The organism is Arboricoccus pini (assembly GCF_900187945.1).
Taxonomy (GTDB): domain Bacteria; phylum Pseudomonadota; class Alphaproteobacteria; order Geminicoccales; family Geminicoccaceae; genus Arboricoccus; species Arboricoccus pini.
Genome location: NZ_FYEH01000007.1, coordinates 158,080 through 176,059 on the forward strand (window position 1 = coordinate 158,080; position 17,980 = coordinate 176,059).

Sequence of the window (17,980 nt, forward strand, 5' to 3'; positions counted from 1 at the left end):
AGGCGGAAAGAGTTGTAGACCACTGCCTCGGTTTTTCCGTCTGGTGGAAAGGGCAAGAAAAGAGCCCTCGATCTGGCGGCGGGAGAGCTTAGATAGCGGCGAAACGTCGCTCTGGAAGGAGCAGGCATCGCCATTCCGCGGATGTTTCTCCGAGGGCGGTGCCGTTGTCTGTCGAGGAAGGAGAGTCCCATGGTTGAGCGCGTCAAGACCGGCCGTCTGGCGATTGCGCCCGTGCTGAAGGATTTCATCGAGCAAGAGGCGCTGCCGGGGACGGGTGTCGAGGCGACGGCGCTTTGGGCCGGACTCGAATCGATCCTGGTCGAGCTTGCTCCGCGCAACAAGGCATTGCTCGCGCGGCGTGACGAATTGCAGGCCAAGATCGATGCCTGGCACGTCGATCATCCAGGCGAGGCCGGCAGCCCAGCCTACAGCGCCTTTTTGAGCGAGATCGGCTACCTCCTCCCGGAGGCCGCGCCGGTCGCCGTCGAGACGACCAATGTCGATCCCGAGATCGCCAGCGTCGCCGGCCCGCAGCTCGTCGTGCCGGTCACCAACGCCCGCTACGCGTTGAATGCCGCCAATGCCCGCTGGGGCAGTCTCTATGACGCGCTCTACGGGACCGACGCCATCCCGCTGGAAGGCGAAGCCAAGCGCGGCTTCGATCCGGCGAGGGCCGCCAAGGTCATCGCCTGGGCGCGGGACTTTCTCGACATGGCCGTGCCTTTGAAAAGCGGCTCGCATAGCGCGGCCCGCAGCTACGGGCTGGCGGAGGGTCGGCTCGTCGTCGGCCTTGAAGATGGCAGTGCGACGGGCCTGGCGGACGAGGCACAATTGTGCGGCTATCTGGGCGAGCCCACCGCACCCTCAGCCCTCCTTTTCGTCCATAACGGCCTGCATATCGAGGTGAAGGTCGACCGTACGCATTTCATCGGCAAGGACGACAAGGCCGGCATCAGCGACGTCGTCATTGAGGCGGCGCTGACCACCATTCAAGATTGCGAGGATTCCGTGGCCGCCGTTGATGCGGCTGACAAGGTCCTTGTCTATCGCAACTGGCTGGGCCTCATGCGGGGCGATCTAGAGGCGCAGTTCCAAAAGGGCGGCAAGACGCTGACCCGCAAGCTCGAGCCGGACCATGTCTATAAGAAGCCCGGCGGCGGCGAACTCACATTGACCGGCCGCAGCTTGATGCTGATCCGCAATGTGGGCCACCTCATGACGAGCGATGCCGTGCTCCTCGATGGCGAGGAAGTGCCCGAGGGTATCCTGGACGGGCTCTTTACCAGCCTGATCGCCATCCATGACCTGAAGGCCCAGAACCGACCGAAGAACAGCCGGGCGGGTTCGGTCTATATCGTCAAGCCCAAGATGCACGGCCCGGAGGAAGTGGCCTTCGCCGATCTGCTCTTTGCCCGCGTCGAGAAGGTTCTGGGCCTTCCTGCCAACACGCTCAAGATGGGCATCATGGACGAGGAGCGGCGCACCAGCCTCAACCTTACCGCCTGCATCGCCGCGGCGCGTCACCGCCTGGTCTTCATCAACACTGGCTTTCTCGACCGTACGGGCGACGAGATCCATACCTCAATGGAAGCCGGGCCAGTCGTGCGTAAGAACGACATGAAGGGCGAGGCCTGGATCAAGGCCTATGAGGACAATAACGTCGATGTGGGGCTGGCCTCGGGCCTGCAGGGCAAGGCGCAGATCGGCAAGGGCATGTGGGCGATGCCCGATCGGATGGCCGACATGCTCAAGGCCAAGATCGGGCACCCCGAGGCCGGCGCCAACACGGCCTGGGTCCCCTCGCCGACGGCGGCAACGCTGCACGCCACGCATTATCACCAAGTGAACGTGGCCTCGGTGCAAGAGAAGCTGAAGAGCCGCAAGGGCGACTATCGCGCGGCCCTTTTGACCATCCCGCTGGCCAAGAACACGAACTGGCCGCCCCAGGAGGTCCAGGCCGAGCTCGACAACAACGTGCAGGGCATCCTGGGCTATGTCGTCCGCTGGGTGGATCAGGGGGTCGGCTGCTCCAAGGTGCCCGACATCAACAATGTCGGGTTGATGGAAGACCGGGCCACCTTGCGCATCTCTAGCCAGCATATCGCCAACTGGCTGCGCCACGGTATCGTTACCGAAACGCAGGTCAAGGAGACCCTGGCGCGCATGGCGGCGGTGGTCGACAAGCAGAACGAAGGCGATCCGGACTATCACCCGATGGCCAAGGATTTGGACGGCAGCGTGGCCTTCCAGGCCGCTGCCGACTTGATCTTCAAGGGCAGGTCGCAGCCCAACGGCTATACCGAGCCGGTCCTGCACGCCCGCCGGCGTGAGCTGAAGGCCAAGCGGGCCGGTTAGGAGGGGGCAGGCGCGCCGCCGCCGCGATTTCCCCGGACGTATGGTTGAGGCTGGCCGCTTATGCCGCTACGCAGTGACCTTGCGGTCTCCTGCGATGTCGGACGGGTCTTCGATGACGATGTGGAAAAACTGGCGGCAACGCCGCAAGACGTCGCCCCTCGAGGTCCCTCTTCGTCCGGGTCTGGACCCACGCGCCCTAGAGAGCCAGACGCCGATCGGCATCTCGACCGAGGCCAGGATCGCCATGGCGGTGCGTTGTCGCGACGCGGACGACGTGCCGAAGGTGAAGAACGCCGGCAAGGTGGTGGAACTGGCGGATGGCGGGCCGGTGCAGATCATGCACAACGGCCTGCGCGTCAAGGCTGGTGGCTATCACGGCCTTTGGATGCAGCACCTGATCGAGCTTTGCCGCGGCCATCACGAGCCGCAGGAGGAGAGAGCCTTCCACGCCGTCATGGGGATCCTGCCCGAGAAGGGATGGATGATCGAGCTCGGCGGCTTTTGGAGCTATTATTCCCTCTGGTTCTTGCAGGGCCACCGCAAGCGCCGGGCGATCGTACTGGAGCCGGACCCGGCACATATCGAGGTCGGCCGGGCGAACGCACGGCTCAACGACCTGGCGCCTGACTTCGTGCAGGGCTTCGTCGGTGCGACCTCGTTGGCGCCGCAAGCTTTCGAGACCGAGGATTCCGGCATCTGTCAGGTGCCGCGCTATAGCGTTCCAGACCTCTTGGCCAGCCGACGGATCGAACGTCTGACGCTTTTGCATTGTGATACGCAGGGTGCGGAGTTCGATACGCTCCTAGGCTGCGAGGCGCTCTTTGCTGCCCGTCGGATCGACTGGGTGTTTGTCTCGACCCATGTCCATCACATCAGCGGCGATCCATTGACCCACCAGCGCTGTCTGGCACTCCTGCTCAATGCCGGGGCCACCATCGTTGCCGAACATGATGTTCATGAGAGCTTCAGCGGCGACGGCCTGATCGTAGCGACCTTTGCGCCCTTGCCGCGAACCTGGCGACCCTTGCAGCTCAGCCATAATCGCTATTCGACCAGCCTCTTTCGCAACCCGCTCTACGATCTGGCGGCCCGGGGGGCGTCCGGCTGATCGCGACATTCGCCGGCTAGCTTCTCATTCGCGCTTCCTGGCCCGCCCAATAGTCGAGGAGCGAGGTCAGGAGGCCCTTCCAGGGGACAGCGGGTCGCCAGTCGAACGTGTCGGCAAAGCGGCTGGGGTCGCCCGAGGAGTAGATGCTGTCGAAGGGGCGTGGCGTCGTCGCGTGTTCGACGAACTCCACCTCGACGCCGCTGAGCGCTGCCAGTTCGCGCGCGACCTTGCGCAGATGGCGCGGCGTACCGGACGCGATGTTGAAGGCCTGCCCGTTTGGCGGGTCCTCGTGACGTAGGATGGCGATATAGGCCTGGACGACGTCGCTCACGTCAAGGAAATCGCGCCAGCGATCGAGCGAGCCCGTCTCGAGGCGCGGCGGCTTGTGGCCGGCCTTGATCGCCGCCATCTGCTCGGCCATGCGCGGCAGGACGAAGCGGGAGGACTGGCCGGGACCGGTGTGATTGAAGAGGCGCAGCGTTAGGGCGCGCAGGCCCGAGAGCGCCATCTGGCCGAGCGCGAGATCGGCTGCGGCCTTGGCGGCCGCATAGGGATTGGCCGGCGCCAGGAGACTGGTCTCGGAAAGCGGCGTGCGGGTGACGAAGGACGTGCCATAGACCTCGCCCGTTGAGGCATAGATCAAGAGCGCCTCGGGACAAAGATCGCGCAATGCGTGCGCCAGGTGAAGCGTGCCGAAGAGATTGGTCTCGTAGGTAGCGATCGGGTCGGCGAACGCCTCGTCGACCGAGGAGAGCGCCGCCAGATGGATGCAGGCGCGGGGTCGGACGGCCGCGATGAGGTCGCGCACCTTCTCAGGCGCGCGGATCTCGAGCGTATGGAGACCTTCTCTGTCCGTATGGCTGGTCCCGATGACCGGGGTCGCCGGAAATTCGGCGCGCAGGGCCGCCGTCAGGCGCTGGCCGACAAACCCGTCAGCGCCGGTCACGAGGATCGGGCGCAGGGCCGACATGGCTGCGCTCAAGCAAGCCTGCCCTTGTGCCGTGCGATGTCGGCATCGACCATTTCGGCGATCAGGTCTTCGAGCGAGGCTTCGGGTTCCCAGCCGAGCTTGGCCTTGGCCTTGCTCGGATCGCCCAGGAGCACGTCGACCTCGGCTGGCCGCATGAGATCCTGGTTGATCTCGACATGGTCTTCCCAGTTCAGCCCTACATGGGCAAAGGCGATGCGGCACATCTCGCGGACGGTCACGGTGCGGCCGGTGGCCACGACATAATCGTCGGGCTCGTCCTGCTGCAGCATCAGCCACATGGCCTTCACATAGTCGCGCGCATGGCCCCAGTCGCGACTGGCATCGACGTTGCCCAGTGCCAGCGAGCGCGAGAGGCCAAGCGAGATGCGGGCCACGGCGTCGGTAACCCGGCGGGTGACGAACTCAATGCCGCGCAGCGGGCTCTCATGGTTGAAGAGAATGCCGTTCGAGGCATGGATGCCAAAGCTCTCGCGGTAATTGACCGTCATCCAGTGCGCATACAGCTTGGCGATGGCATAGGGGCTGCGCGGATAAAAGGGTGTCTTCTCGTTCTGCACAGGCTCCTGGATGAGGCCGAACATCTCCGAACTGCTGGCTTGATAAAAACGCGCCTTGGGATGGACGATGCGCAGCGATTCCAGAACGTTGACAGCACCCATGCCGGTCGCCTGACCGGTCAGGATGGGCTGGTTCCAGGAACTCTTGACGAAGCTTTGCGCCGCAAGATTGTAGACTTCGTCCGGGTGCACCTGCTCGAAGGCCCGGATCAGCGAGCCCAGGTCCAGAAGATCGGCGTCGATCAGGTTGATGCGATCGAGCACGCCCAGCCAGCGGAGCCGTTCGCCGATGACGTCGGAAGAGGCGGACCGCCTGAGGATGCCGAAGACCTCATAACCCTTGTCGCAGAGCAACTGGGTTAGATAGGCGCCGTCCTGCCCCGTCACGCCGGTGATCAGAGCTCGTTTGGCCATGTTTATCCCGCCTCGCGCTTTAACTGATAGTGGACGATACTCGAGGATATCTCTAGATGGCCCTACCGTCTCGGCAAGCCGCATCTGGAGATACCTCCCGCAATGACATTCGTCTCTTACGCGCAAAACGGTGAGGATGTCATCTTGTGGCGGGCACTCAAGGACGTGGCGGACGGCTTCTACGTCGATGTTGGCGCCAACGATCCGGAGGAAGACTCGGTCACGCGTGCCTTCTACGAGCGGGGTTGGCGCGGCATCAATGTCGAGCCGGTCCGCCAATGGTATGACAGGCTCTGCGCGGCGCGGCCCGAGGACGTCAATCTGTTCGTAGGCTGCGGGGCCAGCGGCGGCACCATTACGTTCTACGAAATTCCGGATACGGGTCTGTCGACGACGCTCAAGGAGGTGGCCGACGAGCATCGCAAGGCGGGATGGGCTATCGTCGAGACGACCATTCCCATGCTTCGCCTCCAGGATATTTGCGCGAGGCGCGGCGACGAACCGATCCATTTCCTCAAGATCGACGTGGAGGGTGCCGAGCGTGCGGTGCTGGAAGGGCTCGATCTCGAGCTCATCCGTCCCTGGATCATCGTTCTGGAGGCAACGAGGCCCGGCACCAATGACCGGATCAAGGAAACCTATCCCAACCATCCGCTGGAGCATCGCTACGGCTTTGCCTATTTCGATGGTATCAACAGCTATTTCGTCGCCGAGGAGCACGCCGAGCTGATCGATCGGCTGGCGATCCAGCCCAACGTCTTCGACCGTTTTCAGACCAGGGCGACACGCCAGCTGATCGAGCGCATCGACGCGCTGGACGCGCGCGAGAAGGCGCTTCTCGAGAACGAAACGGCTCTGCTCGAGAACGAGAAGCGATTGCTCCAGCGGCTCGATGCCGCGAGTGCTCTGCACCGCGATCTCGACGCACGGTTGCACGCGGCGCGCTCGGACCATGAGCGGGTCGAGGCCGCTATGCGCGCGATCGAGCAGCAGGTCGTCCAGGATCAATACCGGATCGCGCATACGACCGAGCTCGCGAATGCCGCCCTGGCGGAGCTGAAGCGCATCGAGCGTCACACAGGCGTTCGTCTCCTCTGGTCGTTCGGACTGTTCGCCCCGATGCGCCTGCCAGGGCGTCCGCGTAGCAAGAAGCCGCGGATGGCGCGGATCGTGGATGGCGTGGCCAGACGCGTGACCAAGATGCGCAAGAAAATGAAAAAGCGCTGGAAGGGCAAGAAGAAAGGCAAGCTGCAGGCAGCCGGCCTGATGCAAGGCGTGGTCACCGCGCCCGCCACGACGCCGCTGGCGACGATCGAGCCGCCAGCATCGCTCTCGCCCGAGGCCCGGCGAACCTTCGGCCTCATCGCCCCACGTTCGTCCAGAAACGACTGAGCGCCACCATGAAAATCGTCATCGACCTGCAGGGCGCGCAAAGCACGGGCAGCCGCAATCGCGGCATCGGTCGTTACAGCATCGCGATCAGTAAGGCCCTCATTCAGGTGGCACGCGAGCGGGGGCATGAGGTCTTCGTCGCCTGCAACAACGCTTTTCCCTTGGCGATCGAGCCTTTGAAGGCAGCGTTCCTGCCGCTCGTTTCGAAGGAGCAGTTCGTCGTCTGGGACGGGCCGGTGAAGGCCGGCTATCAGAACGAAACCACCAAATGGATCTCGCGCGCGGGCGAGCGGCTCCGCGACCATTATCTGCAACGACTGGACCCGGACTTCATCTTGACGACCAGCCTATGCGAAGGCTTTGGCGACCCGGTCGTCGTCTCGGGCGCCCCGCGGGCGGGGCGAGCTTTGTCGGCGGTGATCCTTTATGATCTGATACCCGTGATCTACAAGGACATCTATCTTCCGCATGTTGAGACGCGGCAATTCTTCTATCGACGCCTTGGGCAAATGCAGCAGGCGGATCTGCTCTTGGCGATATCGGCCGCCAGTCGCAGCGATGCCATAGCCCGACTGGGTGTCGATCCCGAGCGGGTGGTCAATATTTCCGGCGCTGTCGACGATATATTTCGCCGAATCGACATTTCGTCCGAGGATGCCGCGCGATTACTGTCCCGCTACGGCCTTAAGTCCGATTTCATCATGTATACGGGCGGGATCGACTTTCGCAAGAATACCGATGGCCTGATCGAGGGTTTCTCCCAGCTGCCGCAGGCGTTCCGCCAGGCGCATCCCTTGGCCATTGTCTGCAAGGCCGACAAGGATGCCAGAAAGCGTCTGGAGGACCTTGCCGCGCGCCATGGCATCGGTCAGGGCGAGATCGTGATCACAGGCTTCGTGCCCGATCAGGACTTGGTCGAGTTCTATAATCTCTGCGCGCTCTTCATATTCCCCTCGCTCTACGAAGGCTTCGGGCTACCCGTACTGGAGGCCATGTCCTGCGGCGCACCGACGGCATCGGGCGACAATAGCAGCCTCGTCGAGATCAATCAGCTGAAGGGCGCCTCGTTCGATGCCAGCTCGCCTTCGGCGATCGCGCGGACGATTAAGGACTGCATCGATACGCCGGGCAGGCTGGAGGAGTTGCGGGCCTATAGCCTGGCCCGGGCACAGGATTTCTCCTGGTTGAACTGCGCCAGGGTCTCGCTTGATGGGATGGAGCGTATTCTTGCCGACCGGGGCCGTGCGGCGCCGGTGGCGGGCCGACGCCGCAAGCGGCTGGCCTTCATCTCGCCGCTGCCGCCGCTGGCTTCAGGCATTGCCGATCATTCGGCAGCGCTCGTCAACGCGCTGGCCAAGGATTTCGATATCGATCTGGTCGTTGCCCAGGACGAGATAAGCGATGAGTGGCTGATCGCCAATCATCGGGTCATGTCCTACAAAGCGCTGAGCGATCCCTGGCGACATTACGATCACCTCGTCTTTCACTTTGGCAATAGTCGCTTCCACCAGCACATGCTGCCCATGCTCGAGGAATTCGGCGGAGTTGTCGTCATGCACGACTTCTTCATGAGTGGCATGATGTGCGATGGCGAGTATGTCGGCCAGCTGCCACAATTCTGGACGAAGCGGCTCTTGCACGCGCATGGCTACGCCGCCCTGGCGGCGAAGACGCGCGACCCGCATGACGCGACCTGGCTCTATCCGAGTAATCTCGAGATGCTGGATTGGGCCGACGGCGTGATCACGCATTCAGCAGCGCCCAAGGAACTGTTCGCCACCTATTATGGCGACGGGATGCCGCCATGGGAGGTGATCCCGTTGTTCCGCCGCACGACCCGCGCCACGACGCGGGAGGAAGCGCGCGCTCGGCTTGGCCTGAATGATCAGACCTTCCTCGTCTGCTCGTTCGGGGTCATGGGCGAATCCAAGCGGGCCGACGGCCTTTTGGAGGGTTGGCTCGCCTCCACTCTGGCAGGCGACGCGGATTGCCGGCTTTTGTTCGTCGGCACTGCTGATGGTCCCTATGCCCAGGCAGTGGTCCAGCGGATCAAGTCGGAGTCCGGCGCCCGGAACGTCACTGTCACCGGCTATGTCTCGCCCGAGGAGTACGAGACCTATCTGGCGGCGAGCGATCTGGCCGTGCAGCTCCGCGCGCTTTCGCGCGGCGAGACCTCGATATCCGTGCTCGATTGCTTCACCTATGCAATCCCGACCATCGTCAACGCCCACGGGACAATGGCCGAGCTCGATCCCGCGACTGTGTTGCGAATCCCCGACACGTTTACGTCCGGGGAGTTGGCGGGCGCGCTGGAGACTCTTCATCGCGATCCCGGGGAGCGACGCCGTCTGGGCGAGGCCGGTCGCGCCTATATTCTGGCCCATCATGGCGCGGCGAACGTCCGCCATCGCTATCGGGAGGCGCTAGAGCGGTTCGCGACCTCGCCCAGGGCGCGGCATCGCCGGCTCGCCATGGCAATCCGTGACCAGGCTGAGGAGCAGCCGCCCAGTGTCGAGGCGCTGGCATCGATGGCCGAGACGTTGAGTCATGGCCTCCCCCCGCGCGTGGGGGCCCCCCTCATCTTCGTCGACGTCACGGCGCTGCTGGCCGATGCGCAGGGAAGGGGCATGGATGGCCTGAGGTCCCTCTTGCGAGCCATGCTCCTTGATGCGCGGGAAGGGTGGCGTGTCCGGCCTGTCTATTTCGATACGGCGATCTTGGACTATCGGCACGCCCATGGCTTTGCCTGCGGGCTCCTGGGCATTCCGGGCGAGGCCCCTTTCGACGAGGTCGCGAGCTTGCGGCGGGGCGACCACCTCCTGGTCCTGGCGAGTCCAAGTCATCCCCTTGAGGCCGCGCCCGAATTCCTGGCCCGGGCAGCCAATCGCGGAATCGCGATCGCCCTGTTCTGGCACGATCCTGAAAGCGTTATGAAGCTTGCCGACCCTGACGGGGCAGAGGCGGTGGGTGTGGGTTTCAGCCCGCATGCGGCCTCGCTCCTGATCGTGGCCTCCGAGCGCCAGGCGCTTGTGGCCGAACAATGGTCGAAGAAGGCCGAGGTCGGTCGGGCAAGTCCGCCACGGATCAGGATCCGCCATCCTGATGAGGATGCCCAGACGCTGTTCGACGACGTGCTTTGTAGGCAAGCATCCTGATCATCCGTCGCCGCCGCGTATCCGGCATGTGCGAATAAAGAGAGGAAGCGTTCCATGCGGGCTATGGACACGAAGACCAGGTCGCCGGCCAAAAGGCTGAGGGCGTTTATGCTCGAGCCCCTACGCAAGGATATCCACAAGCTCAACGAACGGCTGGACGGCTTGCCGGCCAATCCTGTCGCCGGCGGCGAGAGGACGGGGACCCCTCCGGTTGCGGTCGATATCAACATGCAGCTGCACCAGGCCCGCAGTGCATATCTCCGGCAACTGCCCAAGAATTGCGAGGTCTTCGTCAGCGCCGGCTGCGCCGGCCTTTGGTATTTCGAATGGGTCCAGGAATGCTATGGCGATATCGGTCGCCATCTGGGTGTTGAATATTACTCGCCCAAGCCCGAGGGGCTGCCGGACAATGTCGTCTGGATCGAGAATACCTGCTCCGACATGTCGGCCGTGCGCGACAAGGAAGCCGATCTCGTCTTCTCCGGCGAGAATATGGAGCATCTCTGGCCCGAGGAGGTCTGTGGCTTCTACAAGGAAGCCGCGCGCATTCTCAAGCCTGGCGGCCTGCTCGTCATCGACAGCCCGAACCGTGCCATCACGACGGACCTGAATTGGAGCCATCCCGAACATACGGTCGAGCTAACGGTGGACGAGGCGATCGAGCTCACCCAGCTCTCAGGGTTCGACATCACCGCCGTCAAGGGCATCTGGCTCTGCCGCGATCCGGCAACCGGCCAGACCCTGCCCTTCGTGCCGGGCCAGGGCGATTCCATATCGATCGTCGAGCGCAACGTCATGGCCGTGAACGATCCAGAGAATTCGTTCATCTGGTGGATCGAGGCGCGACGCAATGAGAAGGCTGTGGAGGCCGAGGCACTTGAACGACGCATGAGCGGCATCTTCGCCGCCGCCTGGCCCGAGCGGCTGACGCGCTCCATCATGGGCGTCGGCGAGCTGCGCCTGGAGAATGGCGAGCCCTGGGCGGTGGCCAAGGACGGCGACAAGGGTGCCCTCATCTATGGGCCCTATATGCCGCTCAAGGCCGGCCGGTATCGGGTAACCTTTGAGCTGAACAAGGAGAGCGATGAAATGCCCGCGGCGGTCACGCTCGATGTCGTGATGCGGGAACCGGCCGTCACGCTGGCAAGCACCAAAATTCAGGTCCAGCCGGGGCGATCGACCTTCCAGCTCGAGTTCGAGCTTAGCCAGCTTGAGTTCGGCATCCAGTTTCGCTGCTTCGTGCATGGAGGTGCCGGCTTTGCGTGCCGGCGGTCGTGCGTGCTGGAGACCCTCGCCTGACCAAGCGGCATTCGAGCCGTGCCGCCGGAGACGCGTCATTTGCCGGCGGCGCACCATGGCCTTCTTCTCGCTATAAGACACGGCATAAATCAGCACAGGCCTGGAACGGTTGATTTCTAATTTGACGAACACTCAGCCCCTTGCATTCATGCACGTGCCCAAGACCTCCGGCACGTCCATCATGGCGGCCTTGGCCGCAGGCCACGAACCGACGGCGATGGTGGGCGGCTTCGATCATTCGCTGTTTGGTACGTTTGAGGATTTCGACGAGCTCTCCGAGCAGGTGGCACCGTTCATTTATGCCTCGTCGGGCGTCGTCCCGCGAGGTGCTGCCGTCATTGCCGGGCATATGGCCCTCTCGACGCTGCGCCAGACATATCCCGAGGCACGATTCATGACGATCCTGCGGGAGCCGATCTGCCGGCTGCTCTCGCATTGGATGTTCTGGCGGCAGCTCACGGATGGTGACCTTGCCGTCTGGTGGCCCTGGTCCGAGCGTGTCAGCCTGGCGCGTCAGCCGCTGGAGAGCTTCATTTCGAACCCGATCCTGGCTTGTCAGACAGATAATCTGACCCTGCGCATGTTGCTCTGGCCCCATCCGCTCATTCCTCGCGGCGATTTCATCCGCCCTGCCGATGATCGCGTCCTGCTGGCCGAGGCTACGCGAAGGCTGATGATCTTCGACTTCCTCGATTGCGTCGAGAATCCCGACCTCTGGGGACGCATCGAAACCTGGCTGCAACGTCCCCTGACGCGTGCCAATCTCAATGAGACCAGCGCGATCCCCCCAGCCTATCGCAGCCCGCTCCACAGCGAATTGACGCCGGCTGCAAGGCAGCTGCTGCGCGAGCGATCCCGACTGGACCTCCGGCTCTGGCAGAGCGTTGCGCGAGACAAGATCGCGGCTTTTCCGCGGGTACGAAAGACCGCGATTCGGCGCTGCGTGCGCCGCTATGCCGAGCTCATGCGACCCGATTGATCGCCCCTTCTTCGGCATTCGGGGCACCGAGCGGCGCATCATGGGCCGTCCGGTTCGACGTCGATGCGATCGCGAGGAAGAGCCGGCGCGACGTGATGCTTCAGGCCACGAGGCGCACGTCGCTCACTTCATTGCCGACGATGGCCAGATCCTCGACGAAGCGCCGATATTCAGCCTTTTGCGCCGCCTTGTCGGGCAGGCGCAGCAAAAAAGAAGGATGCACCGTGATCAGTCCGTGGAAATGGGCCATGCTGGTGATCCGTCCACGCTCGCGACCGATGGTCACTGCTCTGCCGGTCAAGGCACGGGCGGCCGTGGCCCCCATCGCCACGGCCAGGCGCGGGCGGATGAGGCGAAGCTCCTCGGCCAGCCACCAATGGCAGGCTTCGATCTCACCAGCGTCTGGCTTTTGATGAATGCGGCGCTTGCCGCGCAGGACGAACTTGAAATGTTTGACTGCATTGGTGACGTAGATCAGCCGGCGGTCGAGACCAGCCTCGGCCAGCGCGCGATCGAAGAGTTGGCCGGCAGGACCGACGAAGGGGCGCCCTGCCAGATCTTCCTGGTCGCCAGGCTGCTCGCCTATGAAGATGACGGGCGCGTCCGGCGGTCCTTCGCCAAAGACGGTCTGGGTGGCAGGCGCATGCAGGGAGCAGCGCGCGCAACTCGTCGAGGCATGGCGGAGGGCGGCCAGCGTGTCGCCCTCCGGAGCCGGCGTATGCCTCGGGGCGGGAATTGATTTTCGTGCCGTCACGGGGGCGGCCTCCAGCATGGCTTCCGTTCTGGCCGGTGCCTGTTGCAGCAATTCCGGGATAAGCGCGGCCTCGGGCAGATTATGCCAGTATTTGCGCGGCATCTCGGCGCGCATAGCCTCGGGATTGATCCGTGCTGGATTGAACATGGCGCGGTAATAAGCCTGCCACCAGGCCTCGAGCCCATCTGCCGGCGGGGCCTCGCTGCGCGTCACGCCGGGTGTGAAGCGGATCGTCGCCTTGTCCCAATGCATGCAGCCGCGCGGGGTGAGGATCGACCAGCGCATGCTGGCAAAGCGGTCGCAAAAGAAATCCTGCATGCGCCTTAAGATCAGATGCTCGGGCTCGAACCAGGCGACATAATGCTCGTGCCCGCCGCCCGGTCCATCACCGCGCCCGTCGTCGGGCCCACCATCGACAATCACGCGGCGGAAGCGAACGAAAGCCGTCATCTTGTGCATGTCGCGTCGCACCGCCCTGGCCATCATCTCCAGGCGATGCACCAAGGGGTCGGCGCTGACCTGAAGAAGGTGGCGCTCGCCGTGCAGGAGTCGCCAGAGCAAGCGATAGAGGAGGGCAAAACGCAGGGGATCGGCATGCGCGACAACGAGGCTGGCCAACGACACGAAGGCGCGCGGTACGCCAAGGGGCGCATCGGCCGGTGGCGGTGACTGGCCGAACAAGACGCCCTCTTCCGGCCCGCCGAAAGTGACGTCGTCGGGCGAGGCGTCGATCGCCGTCAGCCGCCGCGCGGCGTCCTGGAACGAAGCGAGGTCGCCGTCATCCGCCAGGGCCAGGTGCCAGCGCGCCATGGCTCAGCCAAAGAGCGGCAATTGGCGGGGAGGGGGGACGAAATGCTGGCGCAGGTCCTGGCGGTCCAGAAGGAGCGGTCGGTGGTCCGGCAGGCTGACGAAAGGCAGGAGCTTCTTGACCGAGACGGTCAGCCTTGCGAGATCCTCCAGCCGCAAGCGGCGATGGCGGCGCGAGCGCAGGACGGCGGCGACTGCGCGGGTGCCCAGGCCCGGCACGCGCAAAAGCATCTCCTTGGCCGCGCGGTTGATGTCGACCGGAAACTGCTCGCGATGTGCCAGCGCCCAGGCAAGCTTGGGATCGATCTCCAGATCGAGCATGCCGCCGGGAGCAGCCTTGGTCACCTCCTCATGTGCGAAGCCATAAAAGCGGATCAGCCAGTCGGCCTGGTAGAGCCGATGCTCGCGCATCAAGGGGGGCGGCTTGACCGGAAGGATGCTGCTGGCGGCAGGGATGGGGCTGAAGGCCGAATAATAGACGCGTCTTAGCCCGTAGCCGGCATAGAGCCCGGCCGAGGTCGCAAGGATGGCGGCGTCGTCGGCGGCATCGGCACCGACAATCATCTGCGTGCTCTGGCCGGCGGGGGCGAAGCGCGGCCGCGCGCGCCTTGCCGCATCGCTGCGCAAGGATACCCGGCGCTCGCCTTCGACCGCGTCGATCTTGAGCTTCAAGGACGCCATGGCGCCGCGGATGGAGGGCTGCGTCTTCTCGGGTGCCAATTGCTTCAGCCCGGCCTCGGTCGGCAGCTCGATATTGATCGAGAGCCGGTCGGCATGGCGGCCCGCCTCGTCTAGGAGCTCGCGCGAGGCCTCGGGGATGGTCTTGAGATGGATGTAGCCACGAAACTGGTGTTCCAGGCGCAGCTTTCGCGCCACCAGCACCAACTGCTCCATCGTATAGTCGGCATTACGGATGATGCCCGAGCTCAAGAACAGACCTTCGATGTAATTGCGCTTGTAGAAATCGAGGGTGAGCTCGACGATCTCGTCCACGGTGAAACGCGCGCGGCGCACGTCGCTGGAGCGGCGGTTGATGCAATAGGCGCAGTCATAAAGGCAGAAATTGGTCAAAAGGATCTTGAGCAACGACACGCAGCGACCGTCCGGCGTGTAGGAATGGCAGATGCCGCTTCCCGTGGTCGAGCCCAGGCCCTTGCCATCGCGCGAGTTCCGCCTGGCACCTCCCGACGAGGCGCAGGAGGCGTCGTATTTGGCGGCGTCCGCCAGGATCTCGAGTTTGGCAAGCGTGTCGGTCATGCATCTCGAGTTCTATCTTTGTTCTTATGCATTCGCAAATCACGGCCAAGTGAGGTCGATGGGTGGCAGCGATCCCCCGCGCCGATCGGGCCCTGCCTTTAACAAGAGAAATCAGTCGTGCCAGCCTGGCGCTTCGTCGTCGTCAGAACCGAAGTGCCAGATGACCGGTAAAGCCGTGGTCATGGGCGGACCCGCTAAGCTGGCCGGTATAGCTCAAGCCAAGGCTGACCGGACCGATCGGTGCTGCTTCGATGCCTGTCTGGATGAGCATGCTGTCCTTGGCCAGCGGCACGCCCTCGACGGAAAAGTCCCGCCCGGCGGCGAAGGCGAGATCGGCCGCGGGTTTCTTATCGCCCGACGCATGGCGCCAGCCCACCATGCCTTGCAGGGCGAGCAGGCCACCACCCCATGCAGGGCGGTGTTCGCCGCGCAGGCCCAAGGTGGAGAAGGTGACGTCGGTGTCGGCACTCTGCCCGCGCAAGGCGGCGAGCCCGCCATGCTCGTCGATGTCGTCTGTGTGCAGTTGCACGTGGGCAAGGCTCGCCAACGGCTCGATGCGACCAAGCGAACCAAGCTCGATGCGGTAGCCGAGTTCGCCGAAGCCCTGCAGGGGACGTGCGTCATAATTGTCGCTCGGGTGGCTGCGCAGATCGGGAGTGTCGACCGTGCGGCGCGTATCCAGCTTATGCGTGCTCCAAAAGGCGCCGGTCCTGAGCGCCAGGCGATCAGCTTCCGCCCTGCGCCTGAAGGATTGTCGTCGGAGCCCTCGAATGGCCAGAGGACAGGCCAGCCCTCCGTTGCAGATGCGATCGCGGCTACTCAGGCCGTCAGATGCTCGACCAGCACTGAGACGCCAAGGAGGACTAGGGCGATGCCGGCCAAGGCCTCTGCTACCTTGCCGAAATGCCTGCCGATCAGTCGGCCGAGCAGCATGCCGCCCGAGGACATGCAAAAGGTGGCAACGCCAATGGCGATCGCGATGACGGCGATGTTGACGTCCAGGAAGGCCAGGGACACGCCGACCGCCATGGCATCGAGGCTAGTGCCGATGGCAGTTGCCAGGAGCACGGTCAGTGAACGACCCTTTTCCGGAGCCACCGTCTTCTTGTCGCCAAGCGCGTTCAAGAATGTATGCAGGCCAACCGCCGCCAGCAGGGCGAAGGCAATCCAGTGGTCGACGGCCTGTACGAAGCTGCTGGCCGCCACGCCGGCCGTCCAGCCGACCAGCGGTGTTATGGTCTCCACCACGCCGAAGACGATACCCGTGCGCAGTGTCTCGCCAAGACGCGGCCGGCCGATCGCCGCTCCGCGGCCGACCGAGACCGCGAACGCGTCGACGGACATGCTGATAGCCAGCACGGCGACGGCAAAGGGCGACATGGCATGGATCCAGGATGGACGGTGATAAGGATGCTCCCGCTGCTCCAGAAGTAGATATGGGATGGCAAAGAGTCAATATTTACAAATATAGGATAGATAACATTCATTTATTGTGCCGAACCTTAAAATATTAGTCCGATCTTATTATTCGATATTCACCGTATAATGCCTAAGATATATCTAAGTCTTTTTTAAAGACAGTATAAAACAGACGTCACGTCTTTTCTTGCTGCGTGAGTGATCTGCAGCGGAAGCCGAGCCTGTGGCAGGCAAATGCCAACATGGCGTGAAAGCAGTTCGATCGGGGCGGCTCAGGCGCTAGCCGGATAAACCCGCCGGACGATCCCAGCACCTGTCGGCCGGCGACAGCAGAACAAGAAACAGACCTCATCAGGAGGCATCGTGTCGCAAGGTTCCGAAAATATCGCCCAGCCGATCGTTTCCCTCTGGATGGCGTACCGGCCGACGACAGGCCGCCCAGCGAGGCTGCCTCGCACGGTGTCCTCGCTCCTGGCGTTTATCCAGGGCTCACCGGCGCCACGTCCGCTTTGTTGTCCGTCCATCAAGCACCGCCGCGAGCCATGCCGCCGGCGGCATGGCTGGGGAGCGATGGCGGCCTCTTCGTCGGTCGGCTTGATGCGCAAGGTCGACCGGTCGACAATGAGGGATGCCGGCCAGGACGCATCGGCGACTGTGACGTCTGGAGCGCTAGGTCCTACGGCTCGCCGGATGCCGCGCCCGATGCTCTTTTCGATTATTGGCAAAGCAGCGATGGGCGCGAGCGGATGATCGGCCGCTAGGATGCCAGCACGGTGGTGGCGTTCCAGCGCGCGCGAGCAGCATTGGCCGTCGCGCTACATGACCTGGGCTGGTGGAACGGGCCCTCGATGCGGACGACGCCGCGGTCGGACGCGCCAGGGCGCAGGCAGTCGCCCCGGGCCGGGCGACGCCATCGAAAGGCAGAGGCAGTCCTCCGCGACCTAGTCGGGACCGTCGCCGAGTCCGTCTAGCTCCTGGGCGACGGACGCTACATCCCGACTGTCCGCAATTCCGGGAAACCAGCATCAGGTTCGGCGAGGACGGTTATGATCGCTATGACGGCCTCGTCGATGGGAGCTCGAGGTCGTCCTGAGACGACGACGTCGCGATGCTCGCGCGCTGCATCAAAGGATAGGCGATGCCTTCCCCCTGCCGGCTGCGAGCGGCGTCCCTATCGCTTCTATCATGAGGGAGAAGACGAGGAGGGCGCGCCGATGGTGGGCGAGGTCCTCGTCAACCAGCCGGAGGGATCCGCGCGTTTCGTCCGTCTCTCGGCCCCGGTTGCAGGCCCGGCTAAGGTCTCGCCACAGGTTACACATGGGTAAAGGACACCTTCTCCTTCGCGCCGGCCGAGAGCATGCAGGCGGCGATCAGGTTGCAGGGTGCCAGGAAGATCGGCCGCTACGGGACCGGGCTGCCCTCGTAATCCTGGCCGGTTAAGACTCAATCCTCACCCGCGACCAACAACCCCACTCCTGGGGTCCAGGGGCCTT

At 63.7% G+C, this 17,980-nt stretch carries 12 protein-coding genes; 6 read left to right on the forward strand and 6 right to left on the reverse strand.

What is annotated here, in order from left to right; genetic code table 11:
• The first annotated feature begins 189 nt into the window (after positions 1–189).
• Entirely contained in the window at positions 190–2,355 is a 2,166-nt protein-coding gene (locus CFB17_RS11610) for a malate synthase G (RefSeq protein WP_088561711.1), read from the forward strand.
• 112 nt (positions 2,356–2,467) lie between these two features.
• On the forward strand, positions 2,468–3,463 hold the full coding sequence (locus CFB17_RS11615) for an FkbM family methyltransferase (protein ID WP_165769575.1): 996 nt from the start codon (positions 2,468–2,470) through the stop codon (positions 3,461–3,463).
• Positions 3,464–3,479: 16 nt separating this feature from the next.
• Here the strand turns inward: CFB17_RS11615 and CFB17_RS11620 are convergent, their stop codons facing one another.
• Together CFB17_RS11620 and gmd are read right to left on the reverse strand one after the other, a co-directional pair.
• On the reverse strand, positions 3,480–4,433 hold the full coding sequence (locus CFB17_RS11620; protein WP_088561713.1) for a GDP-mannose 4,6-dehydratase: 954 nt from the start codon (positions 4,431–4,433) through the stop codon (positions 3,480–3,482).
• 8 nt (positions 4,434–4,441) lie between these two features.
• Entirely contained in the window at positions 4,442–5,425 is a 984-nt protein-coding gene (gene gmd, locus CFB17_RS11625; protein ID WP_088561714.1) for a GDP-mannose 4,6-dehydratase, read from the reverse strand.
• A 102-nt stretch (positions 5,426–5,527) separates the two neighbouring features.
• Between gmd and CFB17_RS11630 the strand changes: the two genes are divergently transcribed.
• From CFB17_RS11630 to CFB17_RS11645, 4 genes are all read left to right on the forward strand, one after another.
• Positions 5,528–6,817 carry an FkbM family methyltransferase gene (locus CFB17_RS11630; RefSeq protein WP_088561715.1) on the forward strand — a complete coding sequence of 430 codons (1,290 nt, stop codon included), beginning with the start codon at positions 5,528–5,530 and terminating at the stop codon, positions 6,815–6,817.
• Between the two features lie 8 nt (positions 6,818–6,825).
• The gene (locus CFB17_RS11635) at positions 6,826–9,972 is read left to right on the forward strand and encodes a glycosyltransferase (RefSeq protein ID WP_088561716.1); all 3,147 of its coding nucleotides are present in this window, start codon (positions 6,826–6,828) and stop codon (positions 9,970–9,972) included.
• Between the two features lie 108 nt (positions 9,973–10,080).
• Positions 10,081–11,271 (forward strand): methyltransferase domain-containing protein, encoded by a 1,191-nt coding sequence (locus tag CFB17_RS11640; RefSeq protein WP_165769578.1) that lies wholly within the window; start codon positions 10,081–10,083, stop codon positions 11,269–11,271.
• A 154-nt stretch (positions 11,272–11,425) separates the two neighbouring features.
• Positions 11,426–12,250, forward strand: coding sequence for a hypothetical protein (locus CFB17_RS11645; RefSeq protein WP_133063895.1), 825 nt, complete (start codon positions 11,426–11,428; stop codon positions 12,248–12,250).
• Positions 12,251–12,350: 100 nt separating this feature from the next.
• On the opposite strand, the gene CFB17_RS11650 is transcribed toward CFB17_RS11645, so the two are convergent.
• The 4 genes from CFB17_RS11650 to CFB17_RS11665 form a co-directional block, all read right to left on the reverse strand.
• Positions 12,351–13,814: a UdgX family uracil-DNA binding protein gene (locus CFB17_RS11650; protein WP_088561719.1), complete on the reverse strand. Its 1,464-nt coding sequence runs from the start codon at positions 13,812–13,814 to the stop codon at positions 12,351–12,353.
• 3 nt (positions 13,815–13,817) lie between these two features.
• Entirely contained in the window at positions 13,818–15,068 is a 1,251-nt protein-coding gene (locus CFB17_RS11655; RefSeq protein WP_088561720.1) for a putative DNA modification/repair radical SAM protein, read from the reverse strand.
• Positions 15,069–15,210: 142 nt separating this feature from the next.
• A complete protein-coding gene (locus tag CFB17_RS19655; RefSeq protein WP_243389862.1) occupies positions 15,211–15,891 on the reverse strand; it encodes an autotransporter outer membrane beta-barrel domain-containing protein in 681 nt (226 codons plus the stop codon).
• Positions 15,888–16,448 carry a manganese efflux pump MntP gene (locus CFB17_RS11665; protein ID WP_088561722.1) on the reverse strand — a complete coding sequence of 187 codons (561 nt, stop codon included), beginning with the start codon at positions 16,446–16,448 and terminating at the stop codon, positions 15,888–15,890. Before CFB17_RS11665 ends, CFB17_RS19655 begins: the two co-directional genes overlap by 4 nt.
• Positions 16,449–17,980 lie beyond the last annotated feature (1,532 nt).